At 75.8% G+C, this 15770-nt stretch carries 16 protein-coding genes; 13 read left to right on the top strand and 3 right to left on the bottom strand.

All coding sequences use genetic code 11. From position 1 onward, the window contains the following. Positions 1 to 12: 12 nt before the first annotated feature. Together OOT42_RS15410 and dapD are read right to left on the bottom strand one after the other, a co-directional pair. Complete coding sequence (locus OOT42_RS15410; RefSeq protein WP_273652048.1) at positions 13 to 924, bottom strand: hypothetical protein; 912 nt, start codon at positions 922 to 924, stop codon at positions 13 to 15. 4 nt (positions 925 to 928) lie between these two features. Beyond that, on the bottom strand, positions 929 to 1897 hold the full coding sequence (gene dapD, locus OOT42_RS15405) for a 2,3,4,5-tetrahydropyridine-2,6-dicarboxylate N-succinyltransferase (protein ID WP_273652047.1): 969 nt from the start codon (positions 1895 to 1897) through the stop codon (positions 929 to 931). 102 nt (positions 1898 to 1999) lie between these two features. Here dapD and dapE point away from each other — a divergent pair, with 102 nt between their 5' ends. From dapE to OOT42_RS15375, 6 genes are all read left to right on the top strand, one after another. Then, positions 2000 to 3100: a succinyl-diaminopimelate desuccinylase gene (dapE, locus tag OOT42_RS15400; RefSeq protein ID WP_273652046.1), complete on the top strand. Its 1101-nt coding sequence runs from the start codon at positions 2000 to 2002 to the stop codon at positions 3098 to 3100. Positions 3101 to 3144: 44 nt separating this feature from the next. Continuing rightward, positions 3145 to 3963: a TIGR00730 family Rossman fold protein gene (locus tag OOT42_RS15395; RefSeq protein WP_273652045.1), complete on the top strand. Its 819-nt coding sequence runs from the start codon at positions 3145 to 3147 to the stop codon at positions 3961 to 3963. Positions 3964 to 4034: 71 nt separating this feature from the next. Further along, the gene (gene folP / locus OOT42_RS15390; RefSeq protein ID WP_273654862.1) at positions 4035 to 4925 is read left to right on the top strand and encodes a dihydropteroate synthase; all 891 of its coding nucleotides are present in this window, start codon (positions 4035 to 4037) and stop codon (positions 4923 to 4925) included. A gap of 98 nt (positions 4926 to 5023) precedes the next feature. Then, the gene (locus tag OOT42_RS15385; RefSeq protein ID WP_273652044.1) at positions 5024 to 6304 is read left to right on the top strand and encodes a hypothetical protein; all 1281 of its coding nucleotides are present in this window, start codon (positions 5024 to 5026) and stop codon (positions 6302 to 6304) included. 183 nt (positions 6305 to 6487) lie between these two features. Then, entirely contained in the window at positions 6488 to 6655 is a 168-nt protein-coding gene (locus OOT42_RS15380) for a DUF3117 domain-containing protein (RefSeq protein WP_013772033.1), read from the top strand. A 16-nt stretch (positions 6656 to 6671) separates the two neighbouring features. Then, positions 6672 to 8273: a leucyl aminopeptidase family protein gene (locus tag OOT42_RS15375; RefSeq protein WP_273652043.1), complete on the top strand. Its 1602-nt coding sequence runs from the start codon at positions 6672 to 6674 to the stop codon at positions 8271 to 8273. Positions 8274 to 8362: 89 nt separating this feature from the next. Here the strand turns inward: OOT42_RS15375 and OOT42_RS15370 are convergent, their stop codons facing one another. Next, positions 8363 to 8995 carry an O-methyltransferase gene (locus tag OOT42_RS15370; RefSeq protein WP_273654861.1) on the bottom strand — a complete coding sequence of 211 codons (633 nt, stop codon included), beginning with the start codon at positions 8993 to 8995 and terminating at the stop codon, positions 8363 to 8365. 205 nt (positions 8996 to 9200) lie between these two features. Here OOT42_RS15370 and sigE point away from each other — a divergent pair, with 205 nt between their 5' ends. The 7 genes from sigE (at position 9201) to OOT42_RS15335 (ending at position 15718) form a co-directional block, all read left to right on the top strand. Continuing rightward, positions 9201 to 9812 carry an RNA polymerase sigma factor SigE gene (gene sigE, locus OOT42_RS15365; protein ID WP_273652042.1) on the top strand — a complete coding sequence of 204 codons (612 nt, stop codon included), beginning with the start codon at positions 9201 to 9203 and terminating at the stop codon, positions 9810 to 9812. Next, positions 9809 to 10795: a zf-HC2 domain-containing protein gene (locus tag OOT42_RS15360; protein WP_273652041.1), complete on the top strand. Its 987-nt coding sequence runs from the start codon at positions 9809 to 9811 to the stop codon at positions 10793 to 10795. The genes sigE and OOT42_RS15360 overlap by 4 nt, the downstream gene beginning before the upstream one ends. Next, positions 10792 to 12402 (top strand): S1C family serine protease, encoded by a 1611-nt coding sequence (locus OOT42_RS15355; RefSeq protein WP_273652040.1) that lies wholly within the window; start codon positions 10792 to 10794, stop codon positions 12400 to 12402. The genes OOT42_RS15360 and OOT42_RS15355 overlap by 4 nt, the downstream gene beginning before the upstream one ends. Before the next feature lie 63 nt (positions 12403 to 12465). Further along, a complete protein-coding gene (locus OOT42_RS15350; RefSeq protein ID WP_273652039.1) occupies positions 12466 to 12888 on the top strand; it encodes a Sec-independent protein translocase TatB in 423 nt (140 codons plus the stop codon). A gap of 149 nt (positions 12889 to 13037) precedes the next feature. Then, a complete protein-coding gene (gene trpS / locus OOT42_RS15345) occupies positions 13038 to 14105 on the top strand; it encodes a tryptophan--tRNA ligase (RefSeq protein ID WP_273654860.1) in 1068 nt (355 codons plus the stop codon). Further along, on the top strand, positions 14102 to 14713 hold the full coding sequence (locus OOT42_RS15340) for a 2'-5' RNA ligase family protein (protein ID WP_273652038.1): 612 nt from the start codon (positions 14102 to 14104) through the stop codon (positions 14711 to 14713). The genes trpS and OOT42_RS15340 overlap by 4 nt, the downstream gene beginning before the upstream one ends. 9 nt (positions 14714 to 14722) lie before the next feature. Then, positions 14723 to 15718: a YihY/virulence factor BrkB family protein gene (locus OOT42_RS15335; RefSeq protein ID WP_273652037.1), complete on the top strand. Its 996-nt coding sequence runs from the start codon at positions 14723 to 14725 to the stop codon at positions 15716 to 15718. The last annotated feature ends 52 nt before the right edge of the window (positions 15719 to 15770 follow it).

Genomic DNA, 15770 nt, shown 5'->3' with positions numbered 1-15770 from the left:
CCGTTCTCGTCGTCACGGAGCGAGCGTGAGCCGGACCTGCCCGGCGGTGGGGGAGTCGGCGGCCGTCGCGGCCGTCCACGACGCCTCGGCGCGGTCCCACGCCTGCCCGCCGGCCTCGACGTGCGTGAGGCCGAGCGGTGCGGCGACGGCGACGGCCCACTGCGCGACGGCCCAGGTGAAGCGGTCGGCGTTCGCCGGGTCCGACGCGGCGAGCGGCCCGACGTCGACGACGACGGTCGTGCCGCCGCCCTCGCGCGGCTCCGCGGTCACGGGAAGCTCCCCGAGGTCGCGGTGCAGGCGCGCGGTCACCGCCTCGACGGCGCCGGTGCCGGGCTCAGGGTCGCGCAGCGTGCACGAGAGCGCGGCGGGCGACCAGCCGGTGAGCGCGGACGCGTACGCGCGGGCACGGACCTCGTGCTGCGCGTACGCGTCGGGGTAGCCCGACCGTTGCACGGCCTGGGCCGCCTCGGTGACGGGCAGCTCCTCGTAGCCGGCGACCTGGACGAGGTGGTCGTAGAAGATCCCGGTCGCGTAGACGGGGTCCTGCACCTGCTCGGGCGTGCCCCAGCCCTGCGAGGGCCGCTGCTGGAACAGGCCGAGCGAGTCGCGGTCGCCGTAGTCCACGTTGACGAGCTTCGACTCCTGCAGCGCGGTGGCCAGGCCGATCGTCACGGCGCGCGCGGGCAGGCCGCGGCGGACCGCGGTCGCGGCGATGAGCGCGGCGTTGTCCGCCTGCTCGGGCGACAGGAACCACGTGGTGCCGTCGACGGTCGCGGCGCAGCGCTGCACGACGGGCGGCGCCTCGTCCTGCAGGCGCAGCACCGTGACCACCGCGGCGACGCCGCCGCCGAGGGCGACGACGAGCGCGACGGCCAGGCAGCCGGCACGCCGTCCGCGGTGCCGCCGGGGGCGTCGGCGGGCCACGGCGTCAGTTCGCGTGCAGGGCGGCGTTGAGCTCGACGCCCGCGCCCGCGCGTGCGACGGCCTCGACGCCGCCGGTGAGCGAGTTCCGACGGAAGAGCACGCCGTGCGCGCCCGCGAGCTCGCGGGCCTTGACGACGCGCGGCTCGGCGCCCGGGTCGGGGGTGCCGTCGGCGCCCCAGCCCAGCAGCGTGACCTTGGTGCCCGCGGTCACGTACAGCCCGGCCTCGACGACGCAGTCGTCGCCGAGCGGGATGCCGAGACCGGAGTTGGCACCGAGCAGGCTGCGCCGGCCCAGCGACACGACGACCCGGCCGCCCCCGGACAGCGTGCCCATGATCGACGCGCCGCCGCCCACGTCGGAGCCGTCGCCCACGACGACGCCCGCGGAGATGCGGCCCTCGACCATCGACGTGCCGAGCGTCCCGGCGTTGTAGTTGACGAACCCCTCGTGCATGACGGTCGTGCCGCTCGCGAGGTGCGCGCCGAGGCGCACGCGGTCGGCGTCGGCGATGCGCACCCCGGACGGGACGACGTAGTCGACCATGCGCGGGAACTTGTCGACGCCGAGCACCGTGACGGGCACGCCGGTCGCGGCGCGCAGCCGTGCCCGCGTCGTCTCGAAGCCGTCGACGGCGCACGGGCCGCGGTCCGTCCACACGACGTTCGGCAGGACGCCGAAGATGCCGTCGAGGTTCTGCCCGTGCGGCGCGACGAGCCGGTGCGACAGCAGGTGCAGGCGCAGGTAGGCGTCGGCGGTGTCGACGGGCGGGGCGTCGAGGTCGACGACGGTCCGGACGACCTGGACGCGGACGCCCCGGGCGTCGTCGACGCGCTCGCCCGCCGCGAGCTCCGCGGGGGCCGTGGCGTCGGCGGGCGGCGCGCCGAGCGCGGGCGCGGGGTACCAGGTGTCGAGCGTCGTGCCGTCGCCGGCGACCGTGGCCAGGCCGAAGCCCCAGGCCGTGCGTGCTGTCATGCGGACAACCCTAGACAACGTGCACGCGCTTACCGTCCGGTAGCCCGCGCGACGGGCCGGGACGGACCGGAGCGCGCCGCACCCGGCGGCTAGGGTCGCCGTGTGACCGCCACGACGCCTCCCGCCCTCGACCTGCGCGCCGACCTGCTGACCTTGACGCGTGCGGTGTGCGACGTCCCGTCCGTGAGCGGCGACGAGACGGCGCTCGCCGACGCGGTCGAGCAGTCGCTGCGCGCGTACCCGCACCTCGAGGTCCTGCGCGACGGGGACGCGATCGTCGCGCGCACGCACCTCGGGCGGTCGACGCGCGTCGTCGTCGCGGGCCACATCGACACCGTGCCGATCGTCGACAACGTGCCCACGCGCGTCGAGGGCGAGGGTGCCGACCGGGTCGTGTGGGGCCGCGGGACGGTCGACATGAAGGCGGGCGTCGCGGTGCAGCTCGCGCTCGCGGCCGAGCTCGACGCGCCGACGCACGACGTCACGTGGGTGTTCTACGACCACGAGGAGGTCGACGCGGACCTCAACGGCCTCGGCCGGCTCGTCCGGACCCACCCGGAGTGGCTCGCGTGCGACTTCGCGGTGCTGTGCGAGCCGACCGCGGGCGGCCTGGAGGGCGGCTGCAACGGCACGCTGCGCGCGGAGGTCCGGCTGACCGGCGTCGCGGCCCACTCGGCGCGCGCGTGGACGGGGCGCAACGCGATCCATGCGGCCGGCGAGGTGCTGCGGCGCCTCGAGGGGTACGAACCGGCGTCGGTCGAGGTCGACGGCCTCGTCTACCGCGAAGGTCTCAACGCGGTGCTGATCTCCGGCGGCACCGCGACGAACGTCATCCCCGACGCGTGCGTCGTCACGGTGAACTACCGGTTCGCGCCGTCGCGCAGCGTCGAGGAGGCGTCGCAGCACGTGCGCGACCTCTTCGAGGGCTACGACGTGGTCGTCACGGACGCCGCGCCCGGTGCGCGTCCCGGCCTCGACCACCCGGCGGCGGCCGCGTTCGCCGACGTCGTGCTCGCCGTGACCGGGGGCGCGCCCGCCGCGAAGCTCGGCTGGACGGACGTCGCGCGGTTCTCGGCGCTGGGCGTGCCGGCGGTGAACTTCGGGCCCGGCGACCCGCTGCTCGCGCACAAGGCCGACGAGCGGTGCCCGGTCGACCAGATCGAGGTCTCGCACGCCGCGCTGCGCGCCTGGCTCACCGCCTGACGATCCGGGCCGCGACCCCCGGGAGCCGCGCCTAGAGTCACCCCATGAGCGACGACGGTCAGCCCGCACCCGGCCAGGGATACCGCAAGGGGCCCGTGCTCCTGCGCGGCCGCCAGATCCCCTCCAGCACGTCCGACCAGCGGCTCCTCAGCCGCGGCGACGGCGCGTCCTGGCTGCACGACGACCCGTGGCGCGTCATGCGGATCCAGAGCGAGTTCGTCGAGGGCTTCGGGGCGCTGGCCGAGGTCGGGCCCGCGGTGAGCGTGTTCGGGTCCGCCCGGACGCCCGCCGACAGCGCCGAGTACGCGCTCGGCGTGGAGGTCGGGCGGCTGCTCTCCGCCGCGGGATACGCGGTCATCACCGGCGGTGGGCCGGGGATCATGGAGGCCGCGAACCGGGGCGCGTCCGAGGCCGGCGGCCTGTCGGTCGGCCTGGGCATCGAGCTGCCGTTCGAGCAGGGCATGAACCCGTACGTCGACCTCGGCGTGAACTTCCGCTACTTCTTCGCCCGCAAGACGATGTTCGTCAAGTACTCCGAGGGCTTCGTCGTGCTTCCCGGGGGCTTCGGCACGTTCGACGAGCTGTTCGAGGCGCTGACCCTCGTCCAGACCCACAAGGTGACGAGCTTCCCGATCGTCCTGGTCGGCAGCGCGTACTGGCGGGGCCTGCTGGACTGGGTGAGCGGCCCGGTGCTCGACCGCGGCATGATCTCCGCCGTGGACCTCGAGCTGATCAAGGTCGTCGACGACGCCGAGGAGGCCGTCGACATCGTCCGGGAGCGGGGCGCGGAGCTGCGCGCCCAGGAGGAGGCCGCCGCGCAGGCGACCGCGGCGGCCGAGTCGTCACCCGAGGCCGCGGGGTGACGGGCGGGACGGGACCGGTCGCGAGCGCCCCGACGGGCGACCTCGCGGGCCCCGGGGCCGCGGTCGGCGGGGTGCCGCCGGCCGGTGCGCCCCTGCGGCTGCGCGGGCGTGTCGTCGGCGCGGACCGACCCGTCGTCATGGCCGTCGTCAACCGCACCCCGGACTCGTTCTACGCGGCCGCGCGCCACGACGACGCGTCGGCCGACGCCGCGGTCGCGCGCGCGCAGGAGGAGGGCGCCGACATCGTCGACCTCGGCGGCGTCCGGGCCGGCCGCGGGCCGCACGTGGACGCGGCCGAGGAGATCGCGCGGGTCGTGCCGCTCGTCGCGCGCGTGCGCGCCCGGCACCCCGACCTGCTGGTGAGCATCGACACCTGGCGCGCGGACGTCGCGCGCGCCGCCGCCGACGAGGGGGTCGACCTGGTGAACGACACGTGGGCGGGCCACGACCCGCACCTCGTCGAGGTCGCCGCCGAGCGCGGCCTCGGCGTCGTCTGCTCCCACACCGGCGGCGCCCGGCCGCGGACCGACCCGTTCCGCGTCTCGTACCCCGGCGACGGGCTCGACGGCGTGCTCGACGACGTCGTGACGACGGTGACGGCCGGGGCGCGCCGGGCCGTGGCGCTCGGCGTCGACCCGGCGTCGGTGCTCGTCGACCCCACGCACGACTTCGGCAAGAACACCTGGCACTCGGTCCACCTGCTGCGGCGGACCGCGGCGCTCGTCGCGCTCGGCTTCCCGGTGCTCATGGCGCTGTCCCGCAAGGACTTCGTCGGCGAGAGCCTGGACCTGCCCGTCGACGACCGGCTGGAGGGCACGCTCGCGGCGACGTCCGTCGCGGCGTGGCTCGGGGCGCGCGTCTTCCGGGCGCACGACGTCGCGGCGACCCGGCGCACGCTCGACATGGTCGCGGTCGTCCGCGGTGACCTGGCCCCGGCACGCGCCGTGCGGGGGCTCGCGTGACCGGGGAGCGCACGGCCGAGGAGTCGACGGACGACCAGGCACGGACCGAGCCACAGACGGACGACCCGACGCGGACCGGCCGGCCGGCGGACGACCGGGTGACCGACGCGACGGGTGACGACCGGGTGACGGACGCGACGGGTGACGACCGGGCCCCGGGCGCGGCGTCCCGCACCGTCCTCGACCCGCGCACGTGGCCGTGGTGGGTCCAGGCGCTCGCGGTCTACCTGGCGGGCCGGGCGTTCAGCGCGATCGCCCTCATGGTGACCGCCCAGGGGCAGGTCGAGAACTACTGGACGCCCGCGCGCCCGTCGTACCTGCAGTTCACCGGCCTCATGTGGGACGCGAGCTGGTACCGGCAGGCTGCCGAGCAGGGCTACCCGGACACGCTGCCGGTCGGCGAGGACGGGCTGGTCCAGCAGAACGTCTGGGCGTTCTTCCCGCTGTTCCCGATGCTCGTGCGCGGGCTCATGGTGCTGACCACGGGACCCTGGTACGTCGTCGCCCCGCTCACCGCGCTCGTGCTCGGCGCGGGCGCGGCGGTCGTGATCCACCGCCTCGTCGAGCGGGGGGCCCCGCGCGCGGTCGCCGCGCGACCCGGGCTGCCGCTCGCGACGGTCGCGCTCGTCACCGCGTTCCCGACGGCCGTCGTCCTGCAGGTCGCGTACACGGAGTCGCTCGCGCTGCTGCTGATCGCGTCCGCGCTCCTGCTGCTCGTCGAGCGGCGGTACCTCGCGATGTCCGTCGTGGTGCTCGCGCTCGGCTTCACGCGCGCCGTCGCGCTGCCGATGGCCGCCGTCATCGTCGTGCACGCCGCCGTGCGGTGGTGGCGCAGCCGCCGCGGGGAGGACCACCTCGGTGCGCGCGACCTCGGCGGTCTCGGGGCGCTCGCCGTGGCGGCGGGCGTCTCCGGCGTCGCGTGGCCGCTCATCTGCGGCTGGGTCACCGGCGTCCCCGACGGTTACCTGCAGACGCAGGAGGCGTGGCGCGGGCTGCGCGAGGTCCAGCCGTTCGGCGCCTGGGGGTACGTGTCCCGGTTCTGGTTCGGTGAGTGGGCGCCGTGGGTGCTCGTCGCGGGCTTCGCCCTGGTGATCGCCGTCCTCGTCGTGCCCGCGGCGTGGCGGCTCGGCAACGAGCTGCACGCCTGGCCCGCGGCGTACCTGCTGTACATCGCGGCCGTCATCGAGCCGGGGAGCAGCCTCGCGCGGTTCCTCGTCCTCGCGTTCCCGCTCGCCGCCGTGACGGCCGGGGTGGTGACGCGGCCGGCCGCCGCGAGGCGCCTGTGGTTCACGGGCGTGCTGATCCTCATGCTCGCGCTCCAGCTCGTCTGGGTGTGGAACATGTGGCGGCTGACCCCGCCGCAGGGCTGGCCGCCGTGACCGGTGCACCCGGACCGGCGTCCGACGCCGAGCCGATCGGGCGGCCCGGGTCGTATCGGTCGAGGTAGGGACCCTCGGGTGAACTAAGATGGTCGGCGGACCACCGGCCAGCGGGCCTCTCGTCGCGCGCTCCGCGCACGAGCGCCCGGCCGGGACGCACGAGGCGAAGGAGAGGCCCCCCGTATGGCCGCGATGAAGCCGAGGACCGGTGACGGACCGCTCGAGGTGACCAAGGAGGGACGTGGCATCGTGATGCGCGTCCCGCTCGAGGGCGGTGGACGGCTGGTGGTCGAGCTCAACGCGACCGAGGCCGCCGAGCTGGGCGAGGCCCTCACGTCCGTCGTCTCCTGACGACGGGCTGCACGACATGGCGAGGCCGACGACCGGTTTCACCGCATCCATCGGCCGGACGCCGCCCGAGGTGACGTCGGTCGGCGGTGCGCTCGCGACGAGCGCGCTGCTGACCGACGGCACCGTCGACGCCGTCGCCGTCCCGGTCGCCCCGCCGGGACCCGGGGACGACGGTGTCGAGCCCCGCGAGGGCACCGCCGACGCCGCCGCCCGGTACGGGGTCGACCTCGCGGAGATCGCCGAACGGGTGCGCCTCACGGGCGCCGCCGGCGAGGCGTACGTCCTGCAGCTGCCGCGGCCCGTCGGGTCGGCGGTCACGCTGCCGTGGGACGGCCTGCCCCCGCGCCTGGTCGTCGTCGGCGTCGGCGACGGGTCGCCGCGCGACCTGCGTCGCGCCGGGGCCGCGCTGGCCCGCGCCACCCGCGGCCTGCGCCGCGTCGTCACGACGGTCGGCGCGTACGCCGGGCAGTCGTCGTCCGACGAGGCCGCCGCCGCACGTGCCCTCACGGAGGGCTACCTGCTCGCCGCGTACCGCACGCCGACGCTCGCGACCGGCACGCCCGATCCCGAGCCCGCACCGCTCGTCCTGCTCGGGCGGGACGGCACGCGCGTGGCCGCGGCCGTCGACGCCGGGCGGACCGCCGCACGCGCGACGTGGCTCGTCCGCGACCTGGCGGCGACCCCGTCGAGCACCAAGAACCCCGCGTGGCTCGCCGACCAGGCGCGCCGGCTCGGTCGTGACGCCGGGCTCGAGGTCACCGTGCGCACCCCGCGCGAGCTGGCCGCCGACGGTTTCGGCGGGATCCTCGCGGTCGGCGGGGGCTCGGCGTCGCCGCCGCGCCTCGTCACCGTCGCCTACCGACCCGCCACGGCGGGTCCCGACGCGCAGCACGTGGTCGTCGTCGGCAAGGGCATCACGTTCGACACGGGCGGCCTCTCGATCAAGCCCCGCGAGGCGATGGTCCCGATGAAGACCGACATGACGGGCGCCGCCGTCGCGCTGGCCACCGTGCTCGGTGCGGCCGAGGCCGGCGTCGCGCACCGCGTCACCGCGGTCCTGCCCCTCGCGGAGAACCACGTCGGCGCCGCGTCCTACCGCCCGGGCGACGTCCTCACGCTGTTCGGCGGCACGACCGTCGAGATCGCGAACACCGACGCCGAGGGGCGGCTCGTCCTCGCCGACGCGCTGGCCTGGGCGGACGCGACGCTCGACCCCGACGTGCTCGTCGACGTCGCGACCCTCACGGGTGCCGCGACGCTGGGTCTCGGCAAGCAGCACGCCGCGCTGTACGGCACGGACGACGCCCTCGTCGCCGCCCTGACCGCGGCGAGCGAGTCGTCGGGCGAGCTCGCCTGGCCCATGCCGCTCGTCGCGGAGTACGAGGAGGCGGTCGCGTCCGACGTCGCCGACCTGCGCCACGTGCCGTCGGACCGCCGGATCGGCGGCGGGTCGATCACCGCCGCGCTGTTCCTGCGGCACTTCGTCGGGGACCGGCGCTGGGCGCACCTCGACATCGCGGGGCCCGCGCGCGCGACCGCGGACAAGCACGAGGTCACCGAGGGGGCGACCGGGTACGGCGCGCGCCTGCTGCTGGAGTTCCTGACCGAGCTGCGCTGACGCATCCCGCCGAGGGCGTCGACGTGTCGCCTCGCGCGCCGTCGCGTGCGGGAGCCGACTCCCGCACGCGGCCCGGGTCGCTCGCGCCGTCAGCGGCGGACGGCCACCAGCAGCCCGTCGCCCGTGGGCAGCAGCGCGGGGAGCAGCCGGTCGTCGGCGCGCACCACGCGTCCGACCTCACGGATCGTCGTCGTCGTCTCGTCGCGCCGGGCCGGGTCGGCCACGCGGTCGTGCCACAGCGCGTTGTCGACGGCCAGCACCCCGCCCGGGCGGAGCAGACGGACGGCCTGCTCGACGTAGCCCGGGTAGGACTCCTTGTCGGCGTCGACGAAGACCAGGTCGTAGCCGCCGTCGGTGAGGCGTGGCAGCACGTCGAGCGCGCGACCCGAGATCGTGCGCGTGCGGGTCGCCCGCACGCCCTCCTCGGCGAAGGCCTCCTTGGCGGCGCGCTGGTGCTCGACCTCGAGGTCGATCGTCGTGAGCACGCCGTCGGCGGGCATCCCGCGCAGCAGGTACAGCGACCCGACGCCGGCACCCGTGCCGACCTCCACGACGGCGCGGGCCTGGGCGGCCGCCGCGAGCACCGACAGCGCGGCCCCCGACCCCGGCAGCACGGGCGTGCAGCCCAGCTGCGCCGCACGCTCGCGGGCGCGCAGGAGCACGTCGTCCTCGGGGAGGAACTCCTCGCAGTAGACCCAGCTCTGGGCCTTGTCGGTGGAGATGGCAGCCTCCCGGGGCGGTGCAGTGGGGCGTGGGATGCGGCCAGCCTATCGGTGCCCGCGCGGCGCCCGAGGGAGGCGGGCGGAGCGCCCGCGGAACTTTCCCGGGGCTCGACGCGTTCCACCAGGACGCACGTCACGATTCGAAGACCGTCGCGCGACCTGGGAGACTGGTGACCCGTCCGACGACCCGAAGGAGCCCGACCCGATGACCACGCCACCGGCCGCCTGGCAGCCGCCGACGTGGGAGCAGATCGTCCGGGACCACTCGGCGCGCGTCTACCGCCTCGCGTACCGCCTCACGGGCAACCGGCACGACGCCGAGGACCTCACGCAGGAGACCTTCGTGCGCGTGTTCCGCTCGCTGAACACGTACACGCCGGGCACGTTCGAGGGATGGCTGCACCGCATCACGACCAACCTGTTCCTCGACCAGGCGCGTCGCAAGCAGCGGGTCCGCATGGACGCGATGGGCGACGACTCCGACCGGTACGCGTCGGTCGACCACCTCGCGAGCCCCGAGCGCGCGTACGAGCACGGCAACCTCGACCACGACGTGCAGCGCGCGCTCGACGAGCTGCCGCCCGAGTACCGCGCCGCGGTCGTCCTGTGCGACATCGAGGGCCTGTCGTACGAGGAGATCGCCGTCACGCTGGGCATCAAGCTCGGCACCGTCCGCTCGCGCATCCACCGCGCCCGCGCGCGGCTGCGCGACTCGCTCGGCCACCGCGCCCCCGAGGTGCAGGGTGCGCACGCGGTGTCCGCGGGCACCGACGCGACGCTGCACACCGTCGGCACGGGCGGGGGGAGCGTGGCGTGAGCCACCTCGGGTCCCGGATCAGCGCGCTCGTCGACGGCCAGCTCTCGGTCGCCGCGACGGAGCGCGCGCTCGCGCACGTCGCCCTGTGCGCGCAGTGCGCCACCGAGCTCGCCGCGGCGCGCGCAGCCCGTCGCGCCCTCGCGTCGGCAGCCGACGACGTCGCCCCGGCCCCGGACCTGACCGCCCGCCTGCTGTCCCTCGCCCCCGACCCCGACGGGTCGGAGCTCCGCCGCCCGCAGCCGCCGCGCGACCCGTTCGCCGCGCCGCCGGACCGGTTCGCGCTCGCGTCCGCCGGCCTGGTCCCGCGCTCGTGGACCGGGCGCCCGTCGTCCGGGCTGCGCCCCGACCTCACGTCGCGGCGTCATCCGACGCGTCTCGCCGTCGGCTCCGTGGCGGGGCTCGGCGCCGTCGCCGCGATGCTCTTCGTGCTCGGCGAGCGCCCCGAGATCGTGCCGGTCAGCCACCCGGGTGCGGACCTCGCCCTGCTCGCGCAGCCGGTCACCGGGCCGGGACAGGTCGACGGGCGCCCCGTGCTCGACGACGCGGTCCGGGCCGGCCAGGTCGACCCGGCGACGACCTCGTGGCTGCGCGCGCACGCGTGGTCGTTCCCGACGGACCTGCCCGAGGGCTGGTCGATCACCGCGCTGCGCTGGGCCCAGGGCGGCGCAGTGCTCGAGGTCGACGTCACGGGCCCCGCCGGCTCGCTCGTCGTCACGGAGCAGCAGGGCCGCCTGGACACCGACGCGATCGCGGGCGCACGCGTGCACGACCTCGGCGGGCGCGCCGTGTACGTGCTCGCCTCCGAGCCGTCGCACCTCGCCTGGCAGGCGGACGCGACCGTCGTGCAGGTCGTCGGGGCCGACGGGCACGACGTGCTGGCCCCGCTCGTGGCAGCCTTTCCCGGAGGCGCCTACGACGACGGGGTGCCTGCGCGCATCACGCGCGGCTGGCAGACGGTGACGGGAGCCCTGCAGACCCCATGACGACCCCCGACGAGGCGAGCCGACCGACCGGGGCGGCCGCCGCCCCGGGTGCGACGCCGCAACCCGCCGACGCCACGACGGAGCAGCAGGCGCCGGCCTCCCGGCCCGCCCCCGACACGTTCGAGAACCCGTTCGCGTCCCCGTCGGGCCGTCGTGTCCTGCCGCCCGACCCCGGGCCGGTCGCCGCGCCGCCGCTTCCGTCGTCGGCCGGTACGCCGGCCCCGCTGTCGTCCGTCGCGGACCCCCGGTCCGCCCACGCCGACGCGCGCCTCGCGCCGGCCGCGCACCGCGCCGACCCCCGGCACGCCCCGGTGGCGTACGGCGGCGACCCCCGTCACGCGCCGTCCGCGTACGGCGTCGACCCCCGGCCGGGCGTCGGGCACCCGTCCGGCGCGCACGGCCACGGGCCCTTCCCGCCCGGCCCGTACACGTCCGGTGCCCCCGACGCGAGCGAGCGGCCGGACGGACCTGACGGGCCCGCGCTCGTGGTCGCGGCACCGCGCCGTCGTCGCCGGACGCTGTCGGTCGCGTGGGTCGTGCCGCTCGTCGTCCTGGCGCTCGTCGCGGGCGTCCTCGGCGGCGTGCTGGGGGCGCGGCTGGGCGAGGACGACCACCTCGCCGACGCGGGCCTGCCGACGACCGTGCCGGGCGCGGCCGACGTGGCGCGCGCTCCCGAGTCGGTCGCCGGCATCGCGGCCTCGGTGCTGCCGAGCGTCGTGTCGATCGAGGTGGACGGCCCGCAGGGCACGGCGACGGGCTCCGGCTTCGTGCTGCGCGCGGACGGCTACCTCGTCACCAACAACCACGTGGTCGCGGAGGCGGCCGACGCCGCGACGTCGCTGACCGTGACGTTCGCCGACGGCAGCGAGGAGGACGCGACGGTCGTCGGCCGGACGTCCGAGTACGACCTCGCGGTCCTCAAGGTCGGCGTGACCGGGCTGACACCGCTGCTGCTGGGCGACTCCGACGCGGTCGTCGTCGGCGACCCGGTCGTCGCGGTCGGTGCGCCGCTGGGGCTCGCGGGGACGGTCACGACGGGCATCGTCAGCGCGCTCAACCGGCCGGTGTCGGCGGGCGACGAGGACGACACGGCGTTCATCAACGCGATCCAGACCGACGCGGCGATCAACCCCGGCAACTCCGGCGGCCCGCTCGTGAACGCGCGCGGCGAGGTGATCGGCGTCAACTCGGCGATCGCGCAGCCGCCGGGCACGTCTGCCACGACGGGCGGCAGCATCGGTCTCGGTTTCGCGATCCCGTCCGAGCAGGTGCGGCGCACCGCCGAGCAGCTGATCGAGACGGGCCGGGCGACGTACCCGATCATCGGCGTGCTCCTGGACCAGCGGTACGTCGGCGAGGGCGTGCAGGTCTCGACGGAGGACCGGGACGGGACCCCCGCGGTGTCCCCGGACGGCCCCGCGGACCGGTCGGGCATCCGGCGCGGCGACGTGATCCTCGCGATCGACGGCCGTCCGGTGACGGACCCCGACGAGCTGATCGTCGCGATCCGCGCGCGGACACCGGGCGAGACCGTCGTCCTGCGCGTCCGGACGGGGTCGGACGAGCGTGACGTCCGGGTGCGCCTCGACGAGGCCGACGCCCGCTGAGACGCCCGCGGTCGCGCCCTCGACGGGGGCCTTCCGCACGGCTGCGCGGGGTACCCTGACCCGGTGTTCGGAATCAACGGCGGGGAGCTGCTCGTGCTCTTCCTCGTCGCGGCCTTCGTGATCGGCCCCGAGCGCCTGCCGAGGTACGCGGAGCAGCTGGGCCACTGGGTCCGGCGGGCGCGCCAGTTCGCCGCCGACGCCAAGGCGCGCGTCGACGAGGAGCTCGGCGAGGAGGCGCGCGACGTCGACTGGGCGGCGCTCGACCCGCGCAAGTACGACCCGCGCCGGATCGTGCGCGAGGCGCTGCTCGACGACCTGTCGCCGTCGTCCGGACCCGCACCCGCACGCCCGTCGGCGACCGCGCGCACGGCGGCGGCCGCGACGGCCGGAGCCGCGACCGCGGCCACCGCGAAGGCCGGCGTGGGCGTCGCGGGCGACCCGGGCGAGCGATGGCGCAGCGCACCGTTCGACGACGAAGCCACCTGACGTAGCGCGTCGCCGCACGGTCGGCCGCGCGGCCGGCGAGGCCCTCGCCTCACCGGTCCCGCCGCCCGCGCAGACGCACCTCCCGCACAGCCCCGCCGTGCCGCCCCCGGGCGGACCCGGCGCCTCGACAGAATGGACTGATGGTCCGCATGGCCACGCACCGCTCGCGCATCTTCTCGGGGATGCAGCCGACGTCCGACTCGCTCCAGCTCGGCAACTACCTGGGCGCCCTCACGCAGTGGGTCGCGCTGCAGGACGACCACGACGCGATCTACTGCGTCGTCGACCTGCACGCGCTGACCGTCAACCCGGACCCCGCGGTGCTGCGGGACCGGACGCGCCGCACGGCCGCGCAGTTCCTCGCCGCGGGCGTCGACCCGGCGCGGTCGATCCTCTTCGTGCAGTCGCACGTGCCCGAGCACGCGGAGCTCGCCTGGTTGCTGTCGTGCCAGACGGGGTTCGGCGAGGCGGGCCGGATGACGCAGTTCAAGGACAAGTCGAGCAAGCAGGGGTCCGAGGGCACGACCGTCGGGCTGTTCACCTACCCCGTGCTCATGGCGGCCGACATCCTGCTGTACGACACGAACCTCGTGCCCGTCGGCGAGGACCAGCGTCAGCACCTCGAGCTGTCCCGCGACCTCGCGCAGCGGCTCAACCACCGGTTCGGCAAGGACACGGTCGTCGTGCCGGAGCCGCACATCGTCAAGGCGACGGCGAAGATCTACGACCTGCAGGACCCGACGTCGAAGATGAGCAAGTCGGCGGAGAGCCCGAACGGCCTGATCGAGCTGCTCGACGACCCGCGCGTGATCGCCAAGCGCATCAAGTCGGCCGTGACCGACACCGAGCGTGAGATCCGCTTCGACCCGGTCGCCAAGCCGGGCATCTCCAACCTGCTGACGATCTACTCGGCGCTGACCGGCCGCCCGGTGGACGCGATCGTCGCCGAGTACGACGGCAGGGGCTACGGGGACCTGAAGAAGGACCTCGCCGAGGTCGTGCTGGCGTTCCTCTCGCCGTTCCAGGAGCGCGTGCACGGCTACCTCGCGGACCCGGCGTCGCTCGACGCGGTGCTCGCCGACGGTGCCGACCGGGCGCAGGAGATCGCGGCGCCGACCCTCGAGCGTCTCTACGACCGGTTCGGCCTGCTCCGGCGCCGGGGCTCGCGACGCGTCGTGCGGGACGAGGTCGACGCCGGGGTGGGGATCGGGGCATGAGGCTGCCGGAACGCACCGGCGACCAGCTCCGCATCGGGGTCGCCGTCACGGTCCCCGAGCCGTGGGGGAGCGAGCTGCGTGCCGCGCGGTCCCGCTACGGCGACCCGCTCGCCGAGTTCATCCCGCCGCACATCACGCTGCTCGGCCCGACGGTCGTCGAGCCGGAGCAGGTGGTCGAGGTCGAGGAGCACCTCACGAAGGCCGCCGCACGGCACACGCCGTTCGTGGTGCGGCTGCGCGGCACCGCGACCTTCCGGCCGGTGTCGCCGGTGGTGTTCGTCGAGCTCGTCGACGGTGCCGAGGGCTGCGCCGCGCTCGAGCGCAGCGTCCGCACGGGCGTGCTGGACCAGGACCTGCGGTTCGACTACCACCCGCACGTCACGGTCGCGCACGAGGTGCCCGACGACCGGCTCGACGCGGCGGCCGCGGGGCTCGCGGACTTCGAGGCGGCGTTCGTCGTCACCGAGTTCCACAGCTACCTGCACGGCGACGACGGCGTGTGGCGACCCGTCCGCGACTTCTCGCTCGACCTCGGTGCGGCACCCGTGGGGCTGCTGACCTCGGACGACCCGGCCGACGCGGATGCCGGGGCGGTGCGCCCGACCTAGGGTCGAGGCATGACGGGCGAGCCGACGGACGTGACCCGCCCGGCGGCCGGCTCGGGGGCCGCCCAGGCGCGCGCGCAGCGGACCGAGGACGAGTCGCTGCCCCGCAAGCGCCCGTCGCTCGTCGAACGTGCCAAGGTGCTGCTCGCGTGGTGGCAGCAGACGCGTCCCGCGCGTGCGAACGCGCGCTTCGGCGCCGCCGGCGGCGGGCTGCTGACCGGGGGGATCGCGTACGCCGCGCTGTTCTCGGTGTTCGCCGGGCTGACCATCGGCTACACGATCTTCATGGCGGTGCTGGGCGACAACGACGCACTCCGGCAGCAGGTGCTGACGGCGATCGACGACTCGCTCCCCGGGCTGATCGACACGGGGGACAACGCCGGGCTCATCGACCCGGACACGCTGGTGCTCAACCCGGCGCTCACGGTCGCGGGTGTCGTCGCGCTCGTCGTCCTGGTGCTGAGCGCGATCTCGGCGACCGCCGCGCTGCGCACCGGCGTACGCGCGATGTTCGGACGCGTGACGGGCGACAACGCGGTCTTCTCGAAGCTGCGCGAGCTCGGCGGGTTCGTCGGGATCGCGCTCGCGGTGCTCGTGTCGGCGGTCCTCACGACGGCGGCGACGGCGGCGTCCGACTGGCTCACGACGCTCGTCGGCTGGCCCGACACGTCGGGCACCGTGGCGGCGGCGCTCGTGTCGTTCGTCGTCGACGCCGCGATGTTCATGCTGATCGTGTGGTTCCTCGCCGGGCAGCGGCCCGACTTCCGGGACCTGCTCCAGGGCGCCGTCATCGCCGCCGTGGGTATCGGCGCCGTCCGGCTGCTCGGGACGTCCGTCGTCGCGGGCAGCGCGACGCGCAACCCGGTGCTGGCGTCGTTCGCGGTCATCGTCACGCTGCTGATCTGGATCAACCTGCTCGCCCGCATCGTGCTGCTGGCCGCCGCGTGGACCGCGGACCCGCCGCCGGAGAAGCCCGAGGACGTCGACAGCCCCGTCGACGCTGACTGACGGTCGGGTCGACGGGGGGCGCCACGTCGGCGGGCGGCCGATGCGCCGGCAG

The sequence above is a fragment of the Cellulomonas fimi genome, assembly GCF_028583725.1.
Lineage (GTDB): Bacteria > Actinomycetota > Actinomycetes > Actinomycetales > Cellulomonadaceae > Cellulomonas > Cellulomonas fimi_B.
Note: the sequence above shows the minus strand (reverse complement) of the source record. Positions and strands in the feature narration are given on the sequence as shown.

Excerpts from the sequence above, each read along its gene's own strand:
- OOT42_RS15335 (WP_273652037.1), top strand. The coding sequence starts at position 14,723 with ATGACGGGCGAGCCGACGGACGTGACCCGCCCGGCGGCCGGCTCGGGG.
- OOT42_RS15380 (WP_013772033.1), top strand. The coding sequence starts at position 6,488 with ATGGCCGCGATGAAGCCGAGGACCGGTGACGGACCGCTCGAGGTGACC.
- OOT42_RS15375 (WP_273652043.1), top strand. The coding sequence starts at position 6,672 with ATGGCGAGGCCGACGACCGGTTTCACCGCATCCATCGGCCGGACGCCG.
- OOT42_RS15340 (WP_273652038.1), top strand. The coding sequence starts at position 14,102 with ATGAGGCTGCCGGAACGCACCGGCGACCAGCTCCGCATCGGGGTCGCC.
- OOT42_RS15395 (WP_273652045.1), top strand. The coding sequence starts at position 3,145 with ATGAGCGACGACGGTCAGCCCGCACCCGGCCAGGGATACCGCAAGGGG.
- trpS (WP_273654860.1), top strand. The coding sequence starts at position 13,038 with ATGGCCACGCACCGCTCGCGCATCTTCTCGGGGATGCAGCCGACGTCC.
- OOT42_RS15355 (WP_273652040.1), top strand. The coding sequence starts at position 10,792 with ATGACGACCCCCGACGAGGCGAGCCGACCGACCGGGGCGGCCGCCGCC.
- dapD (WP_273652047.1), bottom strand. The coding sequence starts at position 1,897 with ATGACAGCACGCACGGCCTGGGGCTTCGGCCTGGCCACGGTCGCCGGC.
- sigE (WP_273652042.1), top strand. The coding sequence starts at position 9,201 with ATGACCACGCCACCGGCCGCCTGGCAGCCGCCGACGTGGGAGCAGATC.